Origin of the sequence: Rathayibacter sp. PhB1 (genome assembly GCF_004362935.1) — a bacterium.
Lineage (GTDB): Bacteria > Actinomycetota > Actinomycetes > Actinomycetales > Microbacteriaceae > Rathayibacter > Rathayibacter festucae.
In genome coordinates, this window is sequence record NZ_SNYD01000006.1 from 47052 (window position 1) to 68623 (window position 21572).

Here is a 21572-nt window from a genome sequence, read left to right on the forward strand (position 1 = left end):
TCGGTAACACAGGGCCCGTACGATCACGGAGTGACCTCGCCGACCCCGTCCCTCCCGGAGCGGCTGCACCGCTCCCGCGCCGACGTCTCCGTCCTCGCGGGCACCACCTCCGAGCGCCAGGTGCGCCCCCTCCGCGAGGCGATCGAGGCGGCCGCCGAGCGCGACGACGCCGCCGCGGCCGCGCTGCTCGACGCCGTCGAGGCGCAGACGGTGCTGCTGGAGCGCGCCGAGACCCAGCTGAGCGCTCTGGAGCGCTCGGTGCGGGACGACCTCGACCGCGCAGCCACCCTGACCGGCGTCCGGACCACCGCGCAGCTCGCCTCCGCCGCCGACGTCGCGACCGCCTGCGCCGCCGCGACCGCCCTGCTGCTCAGCGCCGACGACGCGCGCGCCTCGGACGTCCGGCACGACCCCTCTGTCGTCCTCGCCCTGCTGCTCGAGGCCGACGCCGCCCTCGACGCGGTGGTCGCCGGCTACCGCGAGCCGCGGGCGCAGGCCGAGCGGCAGCTGCTCCTCGTCGAGGGGGCCCGCACCGTCGCCCTGCTCGGGGCCGACGCGGTCGCCCTGCTGGCGGCCGTGCACGGCGAGCGGATCACCGCCGCGCCGCGCATCCTTGCCGAGGAGACCCGCTCCCAGCTGGACGCCGCCCTGCACCTCGCGGCGGCGGATCCGTCCGCCGCACTCGAGCAGGCGAGGGCCGCCGACGACCGCGCCCGCTCCGCGCTGGACGAGGCGCTGCTCGACCTCGACGGCCCCGAGGCGCCGTCCGCGGATCCGCTCGCGGGCGCGCCCGGCGAGCTCCCGGCCGCCTGATCCGGCGAGGCCTCGACCCCCGCGAGCCGCGTGCCATAGTGAGAGCCATGGCCTCCTTCCTCGTCGTCCCCCAGTGGCAGGGGTCCGCCTCGACGCGGGCCATGCGCCTCGTCGACGGAGCCGAGGCGATCCGCGGCGATCTGCCCTCCTCCGCCACGGTCGTCGTCGACGTCCCGCCGGAGGCGGGCGACGCGCAGGACACCGGAGTCCGTCGCTACGCGTCCGTCGCCGTGACCGCCGAGCGGGTCCACGAGGCGCTGGTCGGCCGCCCCGGGCCGATCGTGACGATCGGCGGCGACTGCGGCGTGGAGTTCGCGGCGATCGGGCACGCGGTCCGCTCCTCCCCCGAGCCGGTCGCGCTGGTCTGGTTCGACGCGCACCCGGACGCGAACACCCCGGAGACCTCGCCGAGCGGCGCGTTCTGCGGCATGGTGCTGTCGGCCGTCCTCGGCCGCGGCGTCGGACTGCTCAGCGCCTCGGCCGCGGACCGCATCGCGGACGAGCACGTCGTGCTCGCCGGCGTCCGCGCCTCGGACCCGGGCGAGCTCGAGGGACTGCTCGAGCGCGGCGCCACCCAGCTCGGCGTCGACGCGCTCGATCCGGAGGCGCTCGTCGCCGCCGTCGAGGCGACCGGTGCCGGCTCGGTCTACGTGCACATCGACCTCGACGTCCTCGACCCGGCCGAGGTCGCCGGACTCTTCGACCCCGTGCCGTTCGGCGTCCCCGCCTCGCGGCTGGTCGAGTGCCTCGCCGCGCTGCGGGCCCGGTTCCCGCTCGCGGGCGCAGGCCTCACCTCCTTCGCGCCGTCCTCGCCGACCGCCGCGGTCGACGACCTGCCGACGATCCTCCGCCTGGTCGGCGCGACGACCCGCGGCGTCTGAGCACTCCGCGCCGTCCGAGCACCGGCCCGCACGCCGTCGGCCTGAGCGGCGACTCCGAATCGGCGCCCCGCCGCGACCCGGTGTCGGCGGCAGCGGGCAAGATGGACGGACGCGACCCGAGCGGAGGACCGATGAGCGACGACCGGCGACGTGTGCGCACCGAACGGCGCGGGCACGTGCTCGAGATCGTCCTCGACCGGCCCGAGAAGCGGAACGCCGCCGACTTCCGGCTGCTGAGCGAGCTGGCCGCCGCATACGGCGAGCTGGACCGCGATCCGGAGCTGCGTGCGGGCGTCGTCCTCGCCGAGGGCGCCCACTTCACGGCCGGCCTCGACCTGGCCGACATCGGCCCGAGGCTCGGCGGCGACGGCCTGGACTTCGTGCCCGAGGGCGGCCTCGACCCGTGGGCGATCCGCACCCGCCCGGTGGCCAAGCCCGTCGTGATCGGCCTGCAGGGCACCTGCCTGACCCTCGGCATCGAGCTGGCGCTCGCGAGCGACGTCGTCCTCGCCGAGGAGTCGACCCGCTTCGGCCAGATCGAGGTCGCGCGCGGCATCCTCCCCTTCGGCGGCGCCACGCTGCGCTTCCCGCGCGCGGCCGGCTGGGGCGACGCGATGCGCTGGATCCTCACCGGCGACGGGTTCGACGCCCGCGAGGCGCAGCGGATCGGCCTGGTCCAGGAGGTGGTGCCCGACGGCGCCGTGGCCGAGGCGGCCCGCGCGCTCGCGGAGCGGATCGCCGCGCAGGCCCCGCTCGCCGTCCAGGCGGCACTCGCGAGCGCCCGCCTCGCCGTCGCCTCCTCCGACGCCGAGGCGGCCGCCGCGCTGCCCGCCGAGCTGGCACGCCTCGCCGCGTCGGACGACGCGCGGATCGGCATGGAGGCCTTCCTCTCCCGCACGCGAGCGGAGTTCACCGGCCGATGAGCGAGCAGGCACCCGTGACCACGTCCGTCCCGACCACCACCGGCACCGCCGATCCCGCGGCCCGGCAGCTGTCCGTCCTCGAGGCCCAGCGCGAGCGCGCGGCCCAGCAGCTCGAGGTCCGCCTGCGCTACGGCGACCAGGTCTGGGAGCTGCGCGAGGTCGACCACTTCGCCGTCTTCTCCCGGCGCTCGAGGGCGCGCCGGGCAGGCCGGGCGCTCGTCGCCTCCGGCTTCGAGATCGCCATCTCGCGCCTTCGGCTGCGCCTCGTGCTGGTCGCGAGCCACCACGCCGCGGTGGACGAGGAGGCGACGACCGCCTTCCTCCGCCAGGTGATCGAGGTCGTCGAGCGCGAGGGCGGCCGCTACGACGGCTGGCGCGCCGAGATCGTGCCCGCGCACTGAGAACGTCCTCCGGGCCGCACGGCGCCGGAGTCCAGGACAGAACGGGCGATCCGCCCCCGAGAACGATCCGGAGAGACCATGACCACGCCGAGCACCGACGCCGCCAGCGAGACCGCAGCGACCGACACCTTCGATCTGATCGTCATCGGCGCGGGGCCGGTCGGCGAGAACATCGCCGACCGCGCCGTGCAGGGCGGCCTCACCGCAGCGATCGTCGAGAGCGAGCTGGTGGGCGGCGAGTGCTCCTACTGGGCCTGCATGCCGTCCAAGGCGCTGCTGCGCGCGCCGATGGCGCTTCGGGCCGCCCGCGACCTGCCGGGAGCGGCGCAGGCCGTCACCGGCGGCGTCGACATCGCCGCGCTCCTGGCGCACCGCGACTCCGTCACCAGCGGCTTCGACGACCACGGCCAGGTCCAGTGGCTCGAGGGCGCCGGCATCGAGCTCGTCCGCGGCCACGGCCGGCTCAGCGGTGTGCGCGAGGTCAGCGTCACCGCCCCCGACGGCTCCGTCCGCGTCCTGCACGCCCGGAGCGCCGTCGCCGTCGCGACCGGCACCAGCGCCGTCGTCCCCGACATCCCGGGGCTGCGCGCCGCCTCGCCGTGGACCAGCCGCGAGGCGACCAGCGCCGAGATCGTCCCCGACCGCCTCGTCGTCGTCGGCGGCGGCGTCGTGGCCTGCGAGATGGCGACGGCCTACGCCGGCATGGGCGCCACCGTGACCCTGCTCGCCCGGAGCGGGCTGCTCGCCCCGTTCGAGCCGTTCGCCGGCGAGCTGGTCGGCGACGCCCTCCGCGAGCTGGGCGTCGACGTGCGGATCGGCGGCTCCCCCGCGTCCGTCGAGCGCCGCGCCGACGGCACCGTCGCCGTGACCCTGGAGGGCGGTGACGTCGTCGAGGCCGACGAGATCCTCGCCGCCACCGGCCGCGCCCCGCAGACCCGCGACATCGGCCTCGAGGTCGTCGGGCTCGAGCCGGGCGACTCTCTGAAGGTCGACGACACGATGCTCGTGCTCGGCGAGGACGGCTCCCCGGTCGGCTCCGGCTCGCCTTGGCTCTACGGAGTCGGCGACGTCAACCACCGCGCGCTGCTCACCCACCAGGGCAAGTACCAGGCCCGCGCCGCCGGCGACGTGATCGTCGCCCGCAGCACCGGCGGCGAGGTGAAGGACGCGCCCTGGGGCGCCCACGTCGCCACCGCGGACCACGAGGCCGTGCCGCAGGTCGTCTTCACCGACCCGGAGGTCGCCTCCGTCGGCCTCACCGCCGCCGCGGCCGAGAAGGCGGGCTACCGCACCCGGGTCGTCGACTACGAGATCGGCTCGGTCGCCGGCGCCTCCCTGGCCGCCGTCGGCTACAAGGGCACCGCCCGGATGGTCGTCGACGAGGACCGCAAGGTCCTGCTCGGCGTCACCTTCGTCGGCAAGGAGGTCGGCGAGCTCGTGCACTCCGCGACGATCGCCGTCGTCGGCGAGGTCCCGCTGTCCCGCCTCTGGCACGCGGTCCCCTCCTACCCGACGATCAGCGAGGTCTGGCTGCGCCTGCTCGAGACCTACGGGCGCGACAGCGCGTGAGCGCCCTGCGGCGCGCGGTCGCGGTCGTCGCCCTCGACCCGGCGATCACCCGGCCCGGCTACCTCTTCGCCTGCGCGGTCGGGCTGGCCTGGGGCGCGCTCTGGAGCACGGGCCCGATCGAGCGTCGCAACGGGCTCGTCGTCTTCACCGGGCTGCCCTCCTGGGCGTTCGGCCGCGGCGGCTCCTGCGTCGGCACGAGCTATCTGACGGACAGCAACGTCTCCGACCGCGTGCTCGAGCACGAGGCCGTGCACAAGGTGCAGTGGCGCACCTTCGGCATGTGGTTCCCTCTGATGTACTTCGTCGCCGGCCGCGACCCGCTGCGGAACCGCTTCGAGATCGAGGCCGGCCTCGAGAAGGGCGGCTACGTCCGTGGTCGCTGATCAGACGGGGCGCGTCGTCGTCCTCACCGGGGCGAGCTCCGGCATCGGGCGGATCGCCGCCGGCGCGCTGGCCTCTGCCGGCGCCCGCGTCGCCGTCGTCGGCAGGAACCCGGAGCGGACCCGCGCGGTCGCGGCGGAGATCGGCGGAGATCCCTTCGTCGCCGACTTCGACCGTCTCGACGACGTCCGCGACCTGGCCGGCGCCCTCCTCGCCCGCTACGACGGCATCGACGTGCTCGCCAACAACGCGGGCGGTCTGGTCTCGCACCGCGGCGAGACGGTCGACGGGCACGAGCGGACGATCCAGAGCAACCACCTGGCGCCGTTCCTGCTGACCCGCCTGCTGCTCCCCCGCCTGATCGAGACGGGGCGGCAGCGCTCCGGCGCGCGGGTGATCTCCACCGCGAGCGCCGCCAACCGCATCGGCCGGCTCTCGCTCGACGACCTCGACCGCCGGCGCGGGCCGTGGCTGGGCGGCTGGCGCGCCTACGGCACCTCGAAGCTCGCCACGATCCTCTTCGTCCGCGAGCTGGCCGAGCGCCTGCTGCCGACCGCCGTCGACGCCTACTCGTTCCACCCGGGCGTCGTCGCGACCGGTTTCGGTGCCGACTCGCGGCTGATGTCGCTGCTGTCGCTGAGCGGGTCGCCGGGCATCTCCGCCGAGGCGGGCGCCGTCCCGCTGATCACGCTGGCGTCCGAGCCCGATGTCGGCGCGGCGAGCGGCAGCTACTTCGACGGGCTCCGGCCCGGCGGCGCGGTGGCCGCACAGGCCCGCGACCGGCAGCTCGGCCGCGACCTCTGGACGCTCTCGAGCCGCCTGGTCGGCGTCCCCGCCGCGCTCTGAGGGCGGAGGGGACGCGGCGCGAGGCTAGTTGGCCTCGGAGCGTCCCGTCCGCCAGTAGCCCATGAAGGCGACGCGCGTCCGGTCGACGCCGAGCTCGGTGACGAGGCAGCGGCGGATGAGCTTGATCGCGCCCGCCTCGCCGGCGATCCAGGCGTAGAGGCCGGGGTCGGTGCGCTCCGCGGGCACCTCCCAGAGGATCTCGCTGTCGACGTCGACGTCCGACACCTCGACCCCGCGGTGATGGGCCGTGAGGAAGCGGGTCGCCCAGCCGCGGACGGCGTCGCCGAGCTGCGCACCCGGGGTCGTCCCGGTGCGCACCAGCCAGTGCACCTGGACGCCGACGGGGTGCTGCAGCGACAGGACGTCCGCCGCGCTCGGCACCTCGAGGAAGGCCGCTCCGGTCGCCGAGGCCGGGAGGCTCTCGAGGATCGCGCTGATCGCGGGGACCGCGGTCTCGTCGCCCGCCATCAGGAGCGTCGTCGCCGCACCCGGGTGCCACTCGACGCCGCCGCCGGCCAGCTCCGAGCGCGTGTCGGGCGCGATGATGACGACCTGCGCGCCGACGCGGGCCGACTCGACCCAGGCGGAGGCGGGGCCGGTGTCGCCGTGCGCGACGAAGTCGACGTCGACCTCGGCCAGCTCGGGGCGGGTCGCGCGGATCGTGTAGGTGCGCAGCGGGTTCCGCAGCGCGTCCGGCAGCTCGCGCCAGCGGGTGTACCAGTCGGGAGCGAGGCCGTCCGGTCCGCTCTCGTCCGCGACCGAGGCCATGAAGTCGTGCGCGCTCGAGGTCGGCGTCGGCACGACCAGCTTGATCCGCTGGTCCGGGCCGGTGCAGCCGACCGAGCCGAGATCGTCACCGGTCAGCGTGATCCGGATGAAGTGCGGCGCGATCCGGGTCGCGCGGGCGACGGTCGCGAGATACGGCCGGTAGGCCGGGCGGGCGGGGGCATCGGTCAGCGGAGGCACCTGTCCAGTCTCGCAGAGAAGGTAAGCCTTACCTAATCCTGAGTGGCCCTCAGCGAGCGGTGTGCTCGGCGGACACTCGCAGGCGGGCGTCGACGTCGGCGGCGAGCTCCGCGACGACGGCGCCCTCTCCGCCGATCCAAGCGCAGAAGTCGTGCCGGTCGTCCGCCCACGGATAGTCGCCGTCGACGACGGACATCTCGCCCATCCAGGCGCGCACCGCGCGGTCGAGCGCGACGCCGCGCGCGCAGGCGAGACCGGTGCCGGGAGCGCCGGAGCGCTGCGAGCGGCCGAGCCAGGTGACGCAGACGCGGCCGGGCGCCGAGAGCGGCGGCAGGCCGCGGGCGTCGTCGACCTCGACGAAGACCTGGCCCCGGGCGTTGGCGGGGAGCGCGTCGAGCATGCTCTGGATCCAGGGCACGACGGTCTCGTCACCCGCGATCAGGAACTGCTTGACGTCGACCGGCTCCGAGCCGTCTCGTCCCTCGAACATGCACATCGGAAGTAAGTATAGGCATGCCTAACCTGACCGGCCAAGGGTGCGGAGCTGCCCGTTCGCCGGGTGTCGGCGGCGCCCGGCTCCCCGGGCCTCACCACTGCGGCGGGTGCCGCCGCTGCCAGCGCGCCCGGCGCTCCAGCTGCGCGCCGATCGACAGCAGCACCGCCTCACCGCCGGGGCGCCCGATCAGCTGGATCCCCATCGGCAGGCCGTCCGCCGTGACACTCAGCGGCAGCGCGATCGCGGGCAGGCCGCTCACGTTCACGAACGAGGTGTACGGCGTGTAGCGCACCTGCTGCTCGAAGTTGCGCTCCGGATCCTCGGCGTCGTACCAGCCGACCGGCCGCGGCGTCATCGTCATCGACGGAGTGAGGATCGCGTCGAACGGCGAGAAGGCGGCGATCACCGCGCGCTCGTAGGCCGACAGCACCCCCGCCGCCTCCACGATCTCGCGCGCCGAGCGCTTCCGCCCCTCGCGGATCAGCCACTGCGTCAGCGGCTCGAGAAGGTCGAGCTCGTCGCCCTCGATCGGGAGCGTCGACGCCCCGCTCTGCCAGAGCAGCCGGAACGCATCGGGGTAGGCGGCGGACGGCGGCAGCACCGCGTCGTCCAGGCCGTGGCCGAGCGCCGAGAGCGCCGCGATGCCCTCGTCCAGAGCGGCGCGCGCCTCCGGAGCGAGCCCGATGTCGTACTCCTCGTCCCACGGCGAGGCCGTCAGCACGCCGATCTGGAACCGGCCCTCGCCGCGCACGGCGGCACCGAGGAAGGAGCCGTCGCCGTCCCCCGGCGCGGTCAGCGCCGTGCGCTGCGGGACGACGCCGTTGCGACGCTCGAGCATCCCCTCCAGCAGCATCCCGGCGTCCGCCACCGAGCGCGTCAGCGGACCGGCGACGACGAGGCCGCCCACTCCCCCCACTCCGGACAGCGCCGGCACCCGGCCGCGGGAGGGCTTGAGACCGACCAGACCGCAGGCGGCGGCGGGGATGCGGATCGAGCCGCCGCCGTCGGAGCCGGGTGCGAACGGGAGCAGTCCCGCCGCGACCGCGCTCGCCGCGCCGCCGCTGGACCCGCCCGCGCCGCGCGAGGTGTCCCAGGGCGTGACCGTCGGCGGTCCGACGAGGTTCTCGGTGTAGGAGGGCATGCCGAACTCGGGCGAAGCCGTCTTGCCGAGGCTGACCGCCCCCGCCGCGTCGAGCACCTGGACGATCTCGTCGGAGGCGTCGGGAACGAACGACTCACGCAGCCGCGAGCCGAAGGTGGTCCGGACGCCGGCCCGGCGCCAGAGGTCCTTGTCGCCGCTCGGCAGCCCCCAGAGCAGCGCGGTGCGCGGCACGGAGTCGATCGCGGCCGCCCGGGCGCGCGCCGCATCCGCGGTCACGGTGGTGAAGGCGCCGAGCTCCCCGTTCCAGCGCTCGATCCGGGCGAGGTAGTGCTCGGTCAGCTCGAGCGGGGTGATCTCGCCGCGCTGCAGCCAGTCCCACTGCTCCTGAGCGCTGAGGTGATGGAGTTCGAACATGGAACGACCCTATTCCGCCGCCTCGGTGCCGCTCTGGGAGCGCCGAGGTCGGGCGGAACAGGGTCGTGGGGTCGTGCGGCCTACGCGGCGCGGCGGCCGATCTCGCGGACGCCGTCGTCGGTGCCGAACCGGCTGCCCGGGGTGATGACCGTGTCGCGGTCGACCCGCGCGCCGGTCGCGACGACGGCCGAGCCGCCGATCCGCGAGTAGCTGCCGATGCGGGCACCGGGGCCGATGATGGCCTCCGGGCCGACGTGGACGTTCGCGCCGATGAAGGCGCTGTGCCCGATCATCGCGTCGCGGTCGACCCAGCTGCCGGCGCCGATCCACGCGCGCTCCCCGACGGTGGCGCCGGGTTCGACGTAGGCGCCGGTCTCGACGTACGCCGACGCGGAGACGCGCGATCCCGGAGCGACCATGCCGCGTCCGTTCGCGTGACGGCGGTAGACGATCTCCTCGTCGGCGCCGCGCACTCCCCGTCCCTTGCTCATTCCTGTTCCTGCCATCTGCCTCGAGCTCCTCCGAGCGATCCGATGGGCGAGGCACTCGGGCCCCACCCCGCTATCGAGGACAACAGCGCGCGGGGGCCGTGCATTCCCCGTGCGGGGGGCACTCAGGCTCGAGGCTCGACCGCGTCCGCCACGGCCGTGACGACGCGTCGGAACCGCTCCGGCGCGTCCCGGATCCGGCGTCGGGCCAGCACCCCCGCGAGTGCCGACGAGGCGCCGGACGCGACGAGCTCGCACTCGACCCGCGAGCCCTCCTCGTCCGCCAGCACCCGCCACTGCTCGACGCCGACGACCGGCAGCCGCCGCTCGAGCCCGTCCGCCGAGCGCTCGAACGCCGGCCCGTCGTCGGCGGCGAGCACGTCGGCGAGCGCGGCGAGCACCACGGCGGGCTCCGCGTGCAGGATCGAGGCGAGGGCGAGAAGGCTGCGCATCGCGGCAGTCTCCCATGCCGGACCGAACGCCCCTGCTGCTCGAGCGGCCCCGCACCCATGCTGGTCGAGCAGCTCCGACTCTTGCTGGTCGAGTAGCCCCGCAGGGGCGTATCGAGACCCACCGTCCCCCGCAGGGCGGGTCTGCAGACTCGCGTTCCGACGGTGGTGGATCTCGATACGCCCGCTGCGCGGGCTACTCGATCAGCATGCGGCCCATGCTGGTCGAGTAGCCCCGCAGGGGCGTATCGAGACCCGCGGCCGGACGCCGTCAGGAGCGCTCGTCCAGCACGCGCCGCAGCCAGTCGAACGAGGCCTTCGGCACGCGGTCGCGGCTGCGGGAGTCGAGCGCCACCAGCCCGTGCGGCCGGGTGTAGCCGTGCTGCCACTCGAAGGCGTCGACCAGCGTCCAGACCTGAACGACCTCCAGCGGCAGCCCCTCATGCACGGCTTCCGCAAGCGCGCCCAGGTGCGCCCCCAGCCAGCGGATCCGCTCCGTGTCGACGATCGCGCCCTGCCGGTCCGGCAGATCCGGGTAGCTCGCGCCGAGCTCCGTCAGCACCAGCGGCGGCAGCGCGTCGCCGTAGCGCTCGACGAGGCTCCGCAGCACCGCCACCGGCGCCCACGGCGCGAACGGCGAGCCGTCACCGGTCCGGTCGAGCTCCGGCCACGGCCGGGCGTGGAACGGCAGAGCCGGCGGAGCACCCGGCCCGCTCGGCAGCGCCGGATCGCGGCCGGCGGCGATCCGCTGCGGGGCCAGCGGCGCGACCCCGTAGAAGTCGAGCGGGGCACTGATGCGGGCGAGGTCCACCGGGTCGACGCCCGCGAGCGGCGCGAGGAACGGCGGCAGCTCCTCCGGCCCCGACGGATAGACGCCGGTGAGCACGGCATCCGCCACCAGCCGGTTCTGCAGGACGTCGGCGAGCGCCGCCCACGCGCCGTCCCGCTCCGATTCGCTCGCCGGCTCGACCACGGCCTGCGCGTCGACGAGCCCGATGCGCCCGGCGAGGTCGGCGGAGCGGAGCGCCTCGACCGCGACGGCGTGCCCGAGCAGCTGGTGGTGCAGAGCGGGCAGCGCACTGAACAGCCGCCCCGCTCCCGGGGCCTGGTTCTTCAGCGCGTAGCCCTCGAGGAAGACGGTCGACGGCTGATCCAGCGTGATCCAGTCCGCGACCCGGTCGCCGAGCCGAGAGCCGATCTCGAAGGCGACGTCGCCGAAGCGGAAGGCCGTGTCGCGATTCATCCAGCCCCCGCTGAGCGCGGAGGGGGTGTCGCGGTGCTGCAGGGTGAGCGCGATCCGCAGCCCGACCCCCGCCAGCTCGTCGAGCAGGCGGTCGTAGAAGCCGAGGCCGCCGCGGTCGATCGGTCCGCGCCCGTCCGGCTGCAGCCGGGTCCAGGAGATCGAGAGCCGCAGCTCGTCGACGCCGAGGTCGACCAGCAGGGCGAGGTCCTCGCGCCAGCGCAGCACGAAGTCGGTGGCGAACTCGGGCGTCGCCTCCTCGGCGATCGTGCCGCGCCGCAGGGCGAAGTCGTCCCAGACGGAGCGGCCGCGACCGCCGGCCTCGAGCGAGCCCTCCGTCTGGAAGGCGCTCTGCGCGAGCCCGATCCGCAGTCCCGGCGGCAGCAGCCGCCCGAGCTCCCGCGCGTCGTCGAAGCGCGCGGTCTCGGCGCGCACCTGCTGCCGATCGCGTCCGCGCGCTGCGTCCTCGCTCATCTTTCCTCCGACTCGTCGATGGGTATATTGTCGCGGAAGCGCTCTCCCGCTCCGACCAGCCGCTCCCCCGCTCGGAGGAGGCCCGCTCCGCCCTTCGGTGTACATCCGGCAACGGGTGCGCGCCGCGCTTGACACCACCCGTGCGCCCCCGTGCAATGGACGCACCGTGATTCCGAGTGTCGCCGCGTCTGTTCCGGGGGGTTCCGCGACGAGGGGTCCGTCGGCCGTGCCGACGAGTCGCCTTCGCCGCTCCCCCCGTTCGTCGCGCCGCCGTCCGGCCGCCCTCCTGCTCGTGCTGCTCGTCGCGCTGGGCGCCGCCGCCGGTATGACCGCGCCGAGCGCGCAGGCCGCCGCGCCCCTCACGATCACCTCCCCTGCGTCCGGCACCGTGCTGCCGAGCGGCGCGGTCACCGCGACCGGCACCGGCACGGCCGGCGATCAGATCCAGATCGGCCTGACCGGCAGCAGCGAGCCGCTCTGCATCACCACCGTCGGCGCCGACGACACCTGGAGCTGCGCGCTCGACCTCGACGACGGCCGGATCCGCCTGACCGCCGTCGAGCTCCTCGCCGCCGGCGGCACCACCTCGGCCCGCACCGAGATCGCCGTGCTGAGCGCTCCCGTCATCGAGTCGGTCGACGGCTCGGCGACGTCCGCCGGATCGGTGAGCGGCAGCGCCTACCCGGGAGCGAGCGTCGCGGTCACCTCCGACGGCGGCGCCTCCTGCCTCGCCACCGCCGACGGCGCGGGCCGCTGGTTCTGCCAGCTCGCGCCCACTCCCGCCCCCGGCAGCTACCGCGTGACCGCGACCCAGTCCGCCTCCTTCGCCGGGAGCACCGTCTCGCCCGCCAGCGCGGCCGTCTCGCTCGTCGTGGACACCGCGGCTCCGGTCGCGCCGGTCCTCGCCTCCCCCGGCCCGGGCGCCGTGCTGCCGCTCACCGGCGCCGTCTACTCCGGCACCGCGACCGAGGGCACGCGGGTCTACGTCTACGTCGACCTCGTCAACACCTGCGACGCGCCGATCACCGGCGGCGCCTGGTCCTGCACGGGCGGGACAGTGACTGCCGGAGCGCACCGCGTGTCGGCGATCGCCGGCGACGCGGCCGGCAACTACAGCTCGCGCAGCCCGTGGATCGACGCCAGCTTCTCGGCGGCGACGACGACGCCCTCCGCTGCCCCCTCGGCGACCGCTCCCGGCACGAGCGCGGCGACCCCGGGCGGCAGCACGCCGACCACCGCGCCCGGCTCGCCGACGGCCCGGCCGACGACGCCGGGAAGCACCGCGACCGCCGCGCCGACTCGACCCGGGCAGACGGCGCCCGCGCCCGAGCCCCTGCCGACCGACGGCGCCACGGCCGCCCCGGCACCCGGAGCCGCTCCCAGCGACCCGCCGCCGGCCGCACCCTCCCCGGACGGCGGCTCGGTCCCCGGCGGCTGGAGCGCCGCCACCGGGATGACCACCGCGCTCTCCTCCAGCGCACCCCTCGGCACCATGGCCGACTGGATGCGCTCCCTCGCCCTGGCGGTCGCCTCCCTCGCCCTGCTCGTCGTCCCCGCCCGCCTGGCCGTCGCCGGCCGGGTGCCGCGCGAGCCGCGCACCTGGCGCCTGACCGGCCGCAACCGCGCGAGCGTGGAGTACGACGACCGGCCCGAGCCCGCCCCGCTCTCGGCCCGGACGATGGTCGTCGGCATGATCGGCTGCGCCGCAGGTCTCGTGCTGCTCTCCGGCCGGGTCGACGGGCAGCCCGCCTACCTCCGCCTGCTGATCGCGGTCATCGTCGCGGTCGCCGTCGTGAACGCCGTCGCCGCGGGTGTTCCCGCGCTGGTGGGGCACCGCCTCGGCCTGCCGGGCATCCGCATCGTCGCCTCGCCCCGCGCGCTGCTGCTGGTGGCCGGCGCCGCACTCCTGTCGCGCTTCGCGGGCCTCGACCCGGCCTTCCTCTTCGGAGTGGTGATCGGGCTCGTCCTGCCCGAGGGCGCCTCGGCCGTCGCACGCGCCAAGCTCGCGACCGTGCGGGTCGTCTCCCTGCTCGGCCTCGCTGCCGTCGCCTGGGGAGCCTCCGCGGCCGTCCCCGCCGACGGCTCCTTCGCCGCGGTCCTCACCACCGAGATCCTCAGCGCGACGACGCTGATCTCGGTCGGCTCGAGCGTCGTGCTGCTCTTCCCGGTCGGCCGACCCGCGGGGCAGAGCATCCTGCGCTGGTCGCCCGTGCTCTGGCTCGGGCTGACGCTGCTGGCGAGCACCGTCCTCTTCCTGCTCCTCACGCCGACGATCGCCGCCTGGGCGACCGACGGCGGCGGCGGACCGGCGCTCTTCGCCGTCGTCGCCTTCACGGTCGTCTGCACGTCGATCTGGGCCTGGCGGCGCTTCGTCGACGTCGGCGAGTAGCGCCGGAGCGGTCTCCGCCCCGGCGACCAGGGTCCGGGCTCAGCCGATCGCGGCGAGCTCGCGCACGTCGTCGTCCGGCAGCACGTCGACCACGGCGCCGACGGTCATGTCGGTCAGCGTCGCGATGCCGTCGTAGACGCTGAGGAACGCCGTGTCCGCCGCGTCGCGGCCGGTGGCGATCCGCACCAGGCTGGACCGCGGCGCCAGGGTGGTCGCGTCGACCACCCGCCAGGAGCCCTCGATCCAGGCCTCGGCGACCGCGTGGAAGTCCATCGGCGCGAGCCCCGGTGCATAGACCGCGACCAGCCGAGCCGGCACGTCGAGCGCGCGCAGCAGCGCCACCACGAGGTGGGCGAAGTCGCGGCAGACCCCGCGGCGGGCGAGCAGCGTCCGCTCCGCACCGTCGGTGGGGAGGCTCGAGCCGGTCACGTAGGCGAGCCGGGTGCCGACCCAGGAGCTGACCGAGGCGAGCAGGGCGGCGCCCTCGAGGCCCGCGAACTCGGCGCGCGCGGTCGCCCAGAGGATGTCCGACTCGGCGTAGCGGCTGGGTCGCAGGTAGCGCAGCCGGTCGACCTCCTCGCCGGGCAGCGGCTCCAGCACGCCGTCGACGCTCGCGGTGTAGTCGACGACGAGCCGGCCGACGCCCGCCTCGAGGACGTGCAGGCGGGTGCCGTGCTGGTCGAGCACCTCGCGGGCGGCGACCTCGCGCCCGTCCAGCTCGAGGGACAGCCGCTCCGGAGCCCCGTAGGCCTCCGCGACCGCGATCGAGAAGACGAGCGTCGCGGGGCGCGCGACGTCGAGGGTCAGCCGGGCGGAGACGTCGCGCTTCACGCGCCCTGCTCGCCCTTCGGCGGCGGGGTGGGAGCGGCGTCCGGCTCCTGCACGAGCTGCAGGCCGCCGGAGGAGTTCGCGGAGACCGTCAGCAGGTCGATCCAGGTGCGGTTGATCGACGGCACCCGGCCGCCGAAGTACTTGAAGTAGAGCGGGACCGACGGATCGAGCCAGATGCTGGAGCGGCCGTCGCCGACAGCGGGGTCGTCGCGCCAGGAGAAGAAGAAGCTCTCGCGGCGGCGCAGCTTGTTGGCGATGACGATCTGGACGTGCGTGAGCGTGCGGTCGTCGAACTCGATCTCGACACCCGAGGCTCCGTAGAGCAGCTTCCCCATGGAGGCCTCCCGACCACCCGTCGCCGGGTGATGCATGACAGTGCCCGAGGGCACGAGAAGAAGGAGACGCCACGAGGCGCCACCGGGCCGCCCGCCCCCGGGACGGTGGCGCAGGCGCTCCGTCCGGGCGAGGACCGCCCGGCCACGACTCTATGCGAGGGCGGGCGCCCGCGTAGCGATTGACAGGAACGGACACGACCGGATGGCCCGGATCGGAACTCCTGCGCTCCCGCGCGACTCACCTTCCGCACATCGCGGCGATGTCGGAGGTCGGACGTACGGTACCCGCATGATCGAATGCGGAAGCTGCGGAACCGATGCCGTCGTCCTGGACCGCTCCGGCGGCGAGGACTCCGACGGGGTGAGCTCCGAGGAGCTCGTCGTCCTCTGCGCCGAGTGCGCCCCCGCCGAGATCACCGCCGCCCTCGAGGCGGCCCTGCTCGACGAAGCGAGCCTCGAAGGGGCGCTGCCGGCTGCGGCGCTCGAGAAGGCCGCGCACGCGCGCGCGGCGTAACAGCCGCGGAGAGAGTGCCCCCACTGGGACTCGAACCCAGACTGAGACGATTTTAAGTCGTCTGCCTCTGCCGATTGGGCTATGGGGGCGACCACCGGGTGGTGCGCTCTCGCTCACCACCCGACGGTGCTGTCAGGCCTTGGCGGGCTCGCCGCCCACGGTCACCGGCGCGTCGGCCGGGCCGGGGGTGCCGGCCGGAGCCGACTCGGCGGCCGGAGCGGCCGGACGGGGGCGCGACGCGTAGGTCTCGAAGGAGCCGCGCGGGTACTCGCGTGCCTCGATCGAGGCGATGTCGCGACCGAGCCAGAGGTTGTTCCACCAGCCCCAGACCACGCGGAACTTGCGCTCCCACGAGGGCATGGCGAGACCGTGGTAGCCGCGGTGCATGACCCAGGCCGGGAAGCCCTTGATCGCGATCTTGCCGGACTGGAAGACGCCGATGCCGATGCCGAGACCGGCGACCGCTCCCGCGTTCTTGTGGAAGTAGTCCTTGGGCGCCTCGCCGCGGAGGACCGCGATGATGTTGGTCGCCATGAGCTTGCCCTGGCGGACGGCGTGCTGGGCGTTCGGCACACAGAAGCCGCCGACGCCGCCGCCGGTGAGGTCGGGGACGGCCGACACGTCGCCGGCGCCCCAGGCGCCCTCGACGATGACGTCGTCGTGGCCGACGCGGAGGTCGGCGCGCACGCGCAGACGGCCGCGCTCCTCGATCGGGAGGTCGGAGTTCTTGATCGACGGGTTCGCCATGACGCCGGCGGTCCAGATGATCAGGTCGGACTCGAAGGTCTCGCCCGTCGACAGCTCGATGACGCCGCCCTCGGCGGACTTCAGCTGCGTGTCGAGGTGCACGGTGGCGCCGCGCTGGTCGAGGTTCTTCAGGACCCAGTGGCTCGTCTCGAGCGCGACCTCGGGCATGATCCGCCCCATCGCCTCGACGAGGTGGAACTTGGTCTCCTCGAAGTCGATCTCGGGGTAGCGCTTGAGCAGCGCGCTCGCGAACGAGCGCAGCTCGGCGAAGACCTCGATGCCGGCGAAGCCGCCGCCGACGACCGTGACCGTCAGCAGGCGCGAGCGCTCGGGGCCGGCCGGCAGGGTCGCGGCCTTGTCGAAGTTGGTGAGGATGCGGTCGCGGATCGCGGTCGCCTCCTCGATCGTCTTGAGGCCGATCGCGTTGTCGGCGACGCCCGGGATCGGGAAGGTGCGCGAGACCGAGCCCGCGGTGACGACGATCTGGTCGTAGACGAACTCGTAGGGCTCGCCGACCGTCGGGGTGATCGTCGCGGTCTTGGACGCGTGGTCGATCTTGGTGACCTTCGCGGCGAGGATCGCCGTCTTCTTGAGGTGGCGGCGCAGCGAGACGATCGCGTGGCGCGGCTCGATGGAGCCGGCGGCGACCTCGGGGAGGAAGGGCAGGTACGCCATGTAGGGCAGCGGGTCGACGATCGTGACCTCGGCCTCGTTGGCGCGGAGGTACTTCTCCAGCTTCCACGCGGTGTAGAAGCCGGCGTAGCCGCCTCCGACGATCAGGATTTTGGGCACGGTGAACACTCCAGAGGGATGGACAATGCGAACACCCTGCTACTCGCGAAGTGCCCGCTCTCGATGCGGGTGGCAGCACTGACCCCGACTGGGAATCAGCCTAGCGAACCGCGCGTCGAATCGCGTCGACCCGCCGGTCCGCGGAGTCGGTCAGACCTCGAGCGGCCGGCACTCGCAGCGCTCGGGCGACCAGTCGGCGCGCGCGAGCGCCAGGTCGCCGATCGGGTTCACTCCGGGGCCCGCGGCGAGCGCGTGGCCGGCCAGGGCGTGCAGGCACTTGACGCGCGTCGGCATGCCGCCGGAGGAGATGCCGGCGATCTCGGGGACGACGGCGATGCTCTCGCGGTCGGCGAGGAAGGCGCGGTGGGCCGCCGCGTGCGCGTCGCGCAGCGCCTCGTCCTCGGCCAGGAGCGCGTTGTACTCGACCATGACCTGGGTCGCCTCGAGCTGCGAGATCGCGGCGGTCGCGGCGGGGTGGGTCAGGTAGTAGAAGGTGGGGAACGGCGTGCCGTCGCTCAGCCGGGGGCTGGTGGAGACCACCGTCGGGTTGCCGCAGATGCAGCGCGCGCTGATGCCGACCACGTCGCGGGCGGGGCGGCCCAGCTGGGCGGAGACGACGGCGATGTCGTGCTCGGTGGGCGGGTCGAACGGGGGCGTGGTCACGGAGGACTCCAGGGGGCGCGGGGACCGGAGGGAACTCTCCAGTGTAGGCGGGGGCCGGGCGAGGGGCCGGGGTCAGGGAGTGGGGGTGAGCTCCGCCGTCGTCGGGTCGCCGAGGCCGGAGACCGCGATCGAGGAGAGCAGCGAGCCCGCCCAGTCGCTCGGGGTCTTCTGCACCGAGTTCGACGCCGGCTGCGCGGCCTGCTGCGCGACGGCGATGTCGTCGAGGACGAGGTAGCTGACCTCGCCCGGCATCACGAAGTACAGGCGCTCGCGGGCCTGGGCGCGAATGAAGGCGGGGTCGGACCAGCGCACGCGCTGCTCGTCGAGGTTCTGCGACTGGGTCTTCGCCGCGTCGACGGAGCGCTGCAGCTCGGCGATCTCGGCGCGCTGCTCGACGAAGTTCTTCACGCTGGGCGCCAGGACGACGACGGCCAGGATCATGATGCCCATCACGAGCAGCGTGAAGCCGGAGCCGCGGACGCCGGCGACCCAGGCGGAGGACGGTGCGACGGGGGGCTGCTTCGCGCGAGGGGTGCGCGAGGACTTCGGGGCGGAGGAGCCGGGCTTCGCGCCGGGGCGCTTCGAGGCGGCGGACGACGAGCCGGCGGGCTTCGACGCCGGCTTCTTCGATGCGGACGACTTCGAGGCACTCGGCTTCGATGCGGCGGGCTTCGAGGCTGCGGTCTTCGAGGACTCGGGCACCGAAGCGGTCGAGTCCGGAGTCTCGGCGGCGGCCGGGCGGCGGGGCGCGCTCCCGGGAGCGGAGGGCCGGCGGGGCGGTCGGGCCATGGGCGGGTGCCTCCTCGAGCGGTGGAACGGATGAGGGCGGAACGGGAGCGGCCCCGGTGCCCGCACCGAGGTGCTGGGCTCCGGGGCCGCTCCGGCGGGGAGAGACTACGCGGTGAAGCGCGGGAAGGCGGAGCGACCCGCGTACGTCGCGGCGCCTCCCAGGATCTCCTCGATGCGCAGCAGCTGGTTGTACTTCGCCACGCGGTCCGAGCGCGCCGGGGCGCCGGTCTTGATCTGGCCGCCGTCCACCGCGACCGCGAGGTCGGCGATGGTGGTGTCCTCGGTCTCGCCGGAGCGGTGCGAGAGGATCGCGGTCATGCCGCTGCGCTGGGCGAGGGCCACCGCGTCGAGCGTCTCGGTGAGCGTGCCGATCTGGTTCACCTTGACCAGGATCGAGTTGCCGGCCTTCTCGGCGATGCCGCGGGCCAGGCGCACCGGGTTGGTGACGTAGAGGTCGTCGCCGACGAGCTGCACCTTGTCGCCGATCTCGGCGGTGAGGTGGGTCCAGCCGGCCCAGTCGTCCTCGTCCAGCGGGTCCTCGATGGAGACCAGCGGGTAGTTGGCGACGAGGTCGGCGTAGTAGGCGGAGAGCTCCTCGGCCGAGAGCTTCTTGCCCTCGAACGTGTACTTGCCGTCCTCGTAGAACTCGGAGGAGGCGACGTCGAGCGCGAGGCCGATGTCCTTGCCGGGGGTGAAGCCGGCGGCCTCGACGGCCTTGAGGATGAAGTCGAGCGCCTCGCGGTTGGTGGGCAGGTCGGGGGCGAAGCCGCCCTCGTCGCCGAGGCCCGTGGCGAAGCCGGCCTTCTTCAGCTGGGCCTTGAGCGCGTGGTAGATCTCGACGCCCCAGCGCAGGCCCTCGGAGAAGGACTCGGCGCCCAGCGGGACGGCCATGAACTCCTGGATGTCGACGCCGGTGTCGGCGTGCGCGCCGCCGTTGATGATGTTCATCAGCGGGACGGGCAGGGTGTGCGCGTTCGGGCCGCCGACGTAGCGGAAGAGGTCGAGGTCGGCCGACTGCGCGGCGGCCTTGGCGACCGCGAGGCTGACGCCGAGGATCGCGTTCGCGCCCAGGCGCGACTTGTTCTCGGTGCCGTCGAGCTCGATCAGCTCGGCGTCGACGAGGCGCTGGTCGGTGGCGTCGAAGCCCTCGATGGCCGGGCCGATCTCGTCGATGACGGCGTCGACGGCCTTCTGCACGCCCTTGCCGAGGTAGCGCTCGGCATCGCCGTCGCGCAGCTCGTAGGCCTCGAAGGCGCCGGTGGAGGCACCGGAGGGGACGGCCGCTCGCGAGGACGCGCCGTCCTCGAGCAGGACCTCGACCTCGACCGTGGGGTTGCCACGGGAGTCCAGAATTTCTCGGGCGACGACTGCCTCGATAAGGGCCACAACTATCTCCTCTTGACGGGTGGGCTCCCGGAGGGCGGGAGCGGTCGGGAAGGAGTCTACTGACCGCCTCGGAACGGGAGGCGTCCGCGGGGCGTCGGTAGACTCCCAGGGCCCTGACGGCAGCCGCGCCGCACGGCCGCCGATCCGCTCCCGCCCCACCGGAGGACCCCGTGACCAGCACCGCCGCCGCCCTCGTCGAGCGCCTCACCGAGGTCGTCCCCGACTTCCCGAAGCCCGGCATCCTCTTCCGCGACCTCACGCCGGTCTTCGGCGACGGCGAGGCGCTGCGCGCGGTCACGGACGCGCTGATCGAGCCGTACCGCGGCCGGATCGACGCGATCGCCGGAGTCGAGGCGCGCGGCTTCCTCCTCGCCGCGGCCGCCGCCTACTCCGCGGGCCTCGGAGTCGTGACGATCCGCAAGCCCGGCAAGCTGCCGCGGACCGTGCTGAGCGAGCAGGCCACGCTCGAGTACGGCAGCACGCAGCTCGAGGTGCACGAGGACGCTGTGCCGAAGGGCGCGCGCCTGCTGCTCGTCGACGACGTGCTCGCCACCGGCGGCACCCTCGACGCGAGCTGCCGCCTGATCGAGCGCGCCGGCTGGTCCCTCGAGGGCATCGCCGTCGTGATGGAGCTCGACGGCCTCGGCGGCCGCGACCTGCTGTCCCCGCGCCGCATCGACGCGATCGTCACCGTCTGACCCGTCCCTCCGCGCTTCCGCGAGATGCCACTTGTGCGCGCGACACGCCGTGTCGGGCGTGCACAAGTGGCATCTCGCGGAGGGGAGCAGCCGTGCGTCAGGAGAGGGAGAGGGACATCCGGGACAGGACGAAGGTCTCGATGACCTGGACGACCATGTAGAGGATCAGCGAGACGCCGGTCACGAGGACGACGGCCGACCAGATGTCGTCGAAGCGGGCCTGCGCGGTCCAGCCGGCGATGCCGCCGCCGATGCCGTCGCCGGTGGAGAGCCACTCGGCCAGCAGCGCGCCGGTGATCGCTCCGGGGACGGAGACGCGGATCGCCGCGAAGAGCGAGGGCAGCGCGCCGGGGATGGCGACCTTGCGGATCGCCGTGAGGGTGGAGCCGCCGTAGACCGAGACGACGTCGAGCATCTGCGGCGAGGCGTTGTTGAGGCCGAAGGCGATCGTGACCAGCGCCGGGAAGAGCACGACGATGCCGCCGACCACGGCGACCGAGGCGACCGTCCCCTGGCCGAAGACCAGGATGATCAGCGGCGTCATCGCGATCAGCGGGACCGAGCGCAGCAGCAGCGCGAACGGCATCAGTGCGTGCTCGACGCCCTTGGACAACCGGAAGAGGATCGCGACCAGGATCGCGACGATCAGGCCGGCCGCGAAGCCGATGAACGAGTCGACCATGGTGACGGCGAAGAGCCCGCCCAGCTCGGCGCGGTTCTCGGCCGCCGACTCGTCGGTGACCAGGTGCGCCCAGACGTCCCACGGCCCCTTGATCACGTACGGCGAGACGCCGCTGAAGAGGATCACGCCGATCCAGATCGCGAGGACGATCGCGACGGTCGACAGCGCGATCAGGAGGCTCTTGCGCAGGCTCTTCAGCGTGGCACCGAGGGCGGCGCTGCGCAGCTGACGGCGGAGCTCGTCGACCGCGATGATCTGCGTCGGGCTCGACTGCTCGGTGCGGTCGGGGATCGTGGAGGTCAT

At 74.2% G+C, this 21572-nt stretch carries 23 protein-coding genes and 1 tRNA gene; 10 read left to right on the forward strand and 14 right to left on the reverse strand.

The window, feature by feature from the left end; all coding sequences use genetic code 11:
- Positions 1 to 30 precede the first annotated feature (30 nt).
- The 7 genes from EDF17_RS15820 to EDF17_RS15850 all read left to right on the forward strand — a co-directional run bounded on the left by EDF17_RS15820 (position 31) and on the right by EDF17_RS15850 (position 5814).
- Positions 31 to 813 (forward strand): hypothetical protein, encoded by a 783-nt coding sequence (locus EDF17_RS15820; RefSeq protein WP_123447595.1) that lies wholly within the window; start codon positions 31 to 33, stop codon positions 811 to 813.
- Between the two features lie 47 nt (positions 814 to 860).
- Positions 861 to 1694 (forward strand): arginase family protein, encoded by an 834-nt coding sequence (locus EDF17_RS15825; RefSeq protein ID WP_123447596.1) that lies wholly within the window; start codon positions 861 to 863, stop codon positions 1692 to 1694.
- A 131-nt stretch (positions 1695 to 1825) separates the two neighbouring features.
- Complete coding sequence (locus EDF17_RS15830) at positions 1826 to 2617, forward strand: crotonase/enoyl-CoA hydratase family protein (RefSeq protein ID WP_123447597.1); 792 nt, start codon at positions 1826 to 1828, stop codon at positions 2615 to 2617.
- Positions 2618 to 2631: 14 nt separating this feature from the next.
- Positions 2632 to 3018, forward strand: coding sequence for a ribonuclease E inhibitor RraB (locus tag EDF17_RS15835; RefSeq protein ID WP_166649712.1), 387 nt, complete (start codon positions 2632 to 2634; stop codon positions 3016 to 3018).
- 78 nt (positions 3019 to 3096) lie between these two features.
- Positions 3097 to 4587: an NAD(P)/FAD-dependent oxidoreductase gene (locus tag EDF17_RS15840; RefSeq protein ID WP_123447599.1), complete on the forward strand. Its 1491-nt coding sequence runs from the start codon at positions 3097 to 3099 to the stop codon at positions 4585 to 4587.
- Positions 4584 to 4970: a Fe-S oxidoreductase gene (locus tag EDF17_RS15845; protein ID WP_123447600.1), complete on the forward strand. Its 387-nt coding sequence runs from the start codon at positions 4584 to 4586 to the stop codon at positions 4968 to 4970. The genes EDF17_RS15840 and EDF17_RS15845 overlap by 4 nt, the downstream gene beginning before the upstream one ends.
- Positions 4960 to 5814: an SDR family NAD(P)-dependent oxidoreductase gene (locus EDF17_RS15850; protein ID WP_123447601.1), complete on the forward strand. Its 855-nt coding sequence runs from the start codon at positions 4960 to 4962 to the stop codon at positions 5812 to 5814. The genes EDF17_RS15845 and EDF17_RS15850 overlap by 11 nt, the downstream gene beginning before the upstream one ends.
- 24 nt (positions 5815 to 5838) lie before the next feature.
- Here EDF17_RS15850 and EDF17_RS15855 read toward each other — a convergent pair whose 3' ends face one another.
- The 6 genes from EDF17_RS15855 to EDF17_RS15880 form a co-directional block, all read right to left on the reverse strand.
- The gene (locus EDF17_RS15855) at positions 5839 to 6780 is read right to left on the reverse strand and encodes a siderophore-interacting protein (RefSeq protein ID WP_243732928.1); all 942 of its coding nucleotides are present in this window, start codon (positions 6778 to 6780) and stop codon (positions 5839 to 5841) included.
- Between the two features lie 49 nt (positions 6781 to 6829).
- On the reverse strand, positions 6830 to 7270 hold the full coding sequence (locus tag EDF17_RS15860) for an SIP domain-containing protein (protein ID WP_166649713.1): 441 nt from the start codon (positions 7268 to 7270) through the stop codon (positions 6830 to 6832).
- Between the two features lie 97 nt (positions 7271 to 7367).
- Positions 7368 to 8792: an amidase gene (locus tag EDF17_RS15865; protein WP_123447603.1), complete on the reverse strand. Its 1425-nt coding sequence runs from the start codon at positions 8790 to 8792 to the stop codon at positions 7368 to 7370.
- Between the two features lie 80 nt (positions 8793 to 8872).
- The gene (locus EDF17_RS15870) at positions 8873 to 9283 is read right to left on the reverse strand and encodes a transferase (RefSeq protein ID WP_133963110.1); all 411 of its coding nucleotides are present in this window, start codon (positions 9281 to 9283) and stop codon (positions 8873 to 8875) included.
- Between the two features lie 122 nt (positions 9284 to 9405).
- Positions 9406 to 9732 (reverse strand): hypothetical protein, encoded by a 327-nt coding sequence (locus EDF17_RS15875; protein WP_123447605.1) that lies wholly within the window; start codon positions 9730 to 9732, stop codon positions 9406 to 9408.
- 268 nt (positions 9733 to 10000) lie between these two features.
- The gene (locus tag EDF17_RS15880; protein WP_166649714.1) at positions 10001 to 11443 is read right to left on the reverse strand and encodes a family 1 glycosylhydrolase; all 1443 of its coding nucleotides are present in this window, start codon (positions 11441 to 11443) and stop codon (positions 10001 to 10003) included.
- A gap of 226 nt (positions 11444 to 11669) precedes the next feature.
- Here EDF17_RS15880 and EDF17_RS15885 point away from each other — a divergent pair, with 226 nt between their 5' ends.
- Complete coding sequence (locus tag EDF17_RS15885; protein ID WP_123447607.1) at positions 11670 to 13832, forward strand: hypothetical protein; 2163 nt, start codon at positions 11670 to 11672, stop codon at positions 13830 to 13832.
- Between the two features lie 39 nt (positions 13833 to 13871).
- Here the strand turns inward: EDF17_RS15885 and EDF17_RS15890 are convergent, their stop codons facing one another.
- Positions 13872 to 14663, reverse strand: a complete 792-nt coding sequence (locus EDF17_RS15890) for a transglutaminase family protein (protein ID WP_123447608.1) — start codon at positions 14661 to 14663, stop codon at positions 13872 to 13874.
- A complete protein-coding gene (locus tag EDF17_RS15895; RefSeq protein WP_068211888.1) occupies positions 14660 to 14998 on the reverse strand; it encodes an ATP-dependent DNA ligase in 339 nt (112 codons plus the stop codon). Before EDF17_RS15895 ends, EDF17_RS15890 begins: the two co-directional genes overlap by 4 nt.
- Positions 14999 to 15287: 289 nt before the next feature.
- Here EDF17_RS15895 and EDF17_RS15900 point away from each other — a divergent pair, with 289 nt between their 5' ends.
- Positions 15288 to 15512 (forward strand): hypothetical protein, encoded by a 225-nt coding sequence (locus tag EDF17_RS15900; protein ID WP_123447609.1) that lies wholly within the window; start codon positions 15288 to 15290, stop codon positions 15510 to 15512.
- Positions 15513 to 15527: 15 nt separating this feature from the next.
- On the opposite strand, the gene EDF17_RS15905 is transcribed toward EDF17_RS15900, so the two are convergent.
- From EDF17_RS15905 to eno, 5 genes are all read right to left on the reverse strand, one after another.
- A tRNA-Leu gene (locus tag EDF17_RS15905) sits at positions 15528 to 15601 on the reverse strand.
- A 43-nt stretch (positions 15602 to 15644) separates the two neighbouring features.
- A complete protein-coding gene (locus EDF17_RS15910; RefSeq protein ID WP_123447730.1) occupies positions 15645 to 17051 on the reverse strand; it encodes an NAD(P)/FAD-dependent oxidoreductase in 1407 nt (468 codons plus the stop codon).
- Between the two features lie 150 nt (positions 17052 to 17201).
- The gene (locus EDF17_RS15915; protein ID WP_123447610.1) at positions 17202 to 17714 is read right to left on the reverse strand and encodes a DUF501 domain-containing protein; all 513 of its coding nucleotides are present in this window, start codon (positions 17712 to 17714) and stop codon (positions 17202 to 17204) included.
- A 72-nt stretch (positions 17715 to 17786) separates the two neighbouring features.
- Positions 17787 to 18503 (reverse strand): septum formation initiator family protein, encoded by a 717-nt coding sequence (locus EDF17_RS15920; protein ID WP_133672114.1) that lies wholly within the window; start codon positions 18501 to 18503, stop codon positions 17787 to 17789.
- Between the two features lie 105 nt (positions 18504 to 18608).
- Positions 18609 to 19889: a phosphopyruvate hydratase gene (gene eno, locus EDF17_RS15925; protein ID WP_123447613.1), complete on the reverse strand. Its 1281-nt coding sequence runs from the start codon at positions 19887 to 19889 to the stop codon at positions 18609 to 18611.
- Between the two features lie 170 nt (positions 19890 to 20059).
- On the opposite strand from eno, the gene EDF17_RS15930 reads away from it, so the two are divergent.
- Positions 20060 to 20587, forward strand: a complete 528-nt coding sequence (locus EDF17_RS15930; RefSeq protein ID WP_123447614.1) for an adenine phosphoribosyltransferase — start codon at positions 20060 to 20062, stop codon at positions 20585 to 20587.
- Positions 20588 to 20684: 97 nt separating this feature from the next.
- Here the strand turns inward: EDF17_RS15930 and EDF17_RS15935 are convergent, their stop codons facing one another.
- Entirely contained in the window at positions 20685 to 21572 is an 888-nt protein-coding gene (locus EDF17_RS15935) for an ABC transporter permease subunit (protein ID WP_208110631.1), read from the reverse strand.

Excerpts from the sequence above, each read along its gene's own strand:
- EDF17_RS15825 (WP_123447596.1), top strand. The coding sequence starts at position 861 with ATGGCCTCCTTCCTCGTCGTCCCCCAGTGGCAGGGGTCCGCCTCGACG.
- EDF17_RS15830 (WP_123447597.1), top strand. The coding sequence starts at position 1,826 with ATGAGCGACGACCGGCGACGTGTGCGCACCGAACGGCGCGGGCACGTG.
- EDF17_RS15840 (WP_123447599.1), top strand. The coding sequence starts at position 3,097 with ATGACCACGCCGAGCACCGACGCCGCCAGCGAGACCGCAGCGACCGAC.
- EDF17_RS15860 (WP_166649713.1), bottom strand. The coding sequence starts at position 7,270 with ATGTTCGAGGGACGAGACGGCTCGGAGCCGGTCGACGTCAAGCAGTTC.
- EDF17_RS15865 (WP_123447603.1), bottom strand. The coding sequence starts at position 8,792 with ATGTTCGAACTCCATCACCTCAGCGCTCAGGAGCAGTGGGACTGGCTG.
- EDF17_RS15870 (WP_133963110.1), bottom strand. The coding sequence starts at position 9,283 with ATGAGCAAGGGACGGGGAGTGCGCGGCGCCGACGAGGAGATCGTCTAC.
- EDF17_RS15875 (WP_123447605.1), bottom strand. The coding sequence starts at position 9,732 with ATGCGCAGCCTTCTCGCCCTCGCCTCGATCCTGCACGCGGAGCCCGCC.
- EDF17_RS15880 (WP_166649714.1), bottom strand. The coding sequence starts at position 11,443 with ATGAGCGAGGACGCAGCGCGCGGACGCGATCGGCAGCAGGTGCGCGCC.
- EDF17_RS15895 (WP_068211888.1), bottom strand. The coding sequence starts at position 14,998 with ATGGGGAAGCTGCTCTACGGAGCCTCGGGTGTCGAGATCGAGTTCGAC.
- EDF17_RS15900 (WP_123447609.1), top strand. The coding sequence starts at position 15,288 with ATGATCGAATGCGGAAGCTGCGGAACCGATGCCGTCGTCCTGGACCGC.
- EDF17_RS15920 (WP_133672114.1), bottom strand. The coding sequence starts at position 18,503 with ATGGCCCGACCGCCCCGCCGGCCCTCCGCTCCCGGGAGCGCGCCCCGC.
- EDF17_RS15935 (WP_208110631.1), bottom strand. The coding sequence starts at position 21,572 with ATGACCTCCACGATCCCCGACCGCACCGAGCAGTCGAGCCCGACGCAG.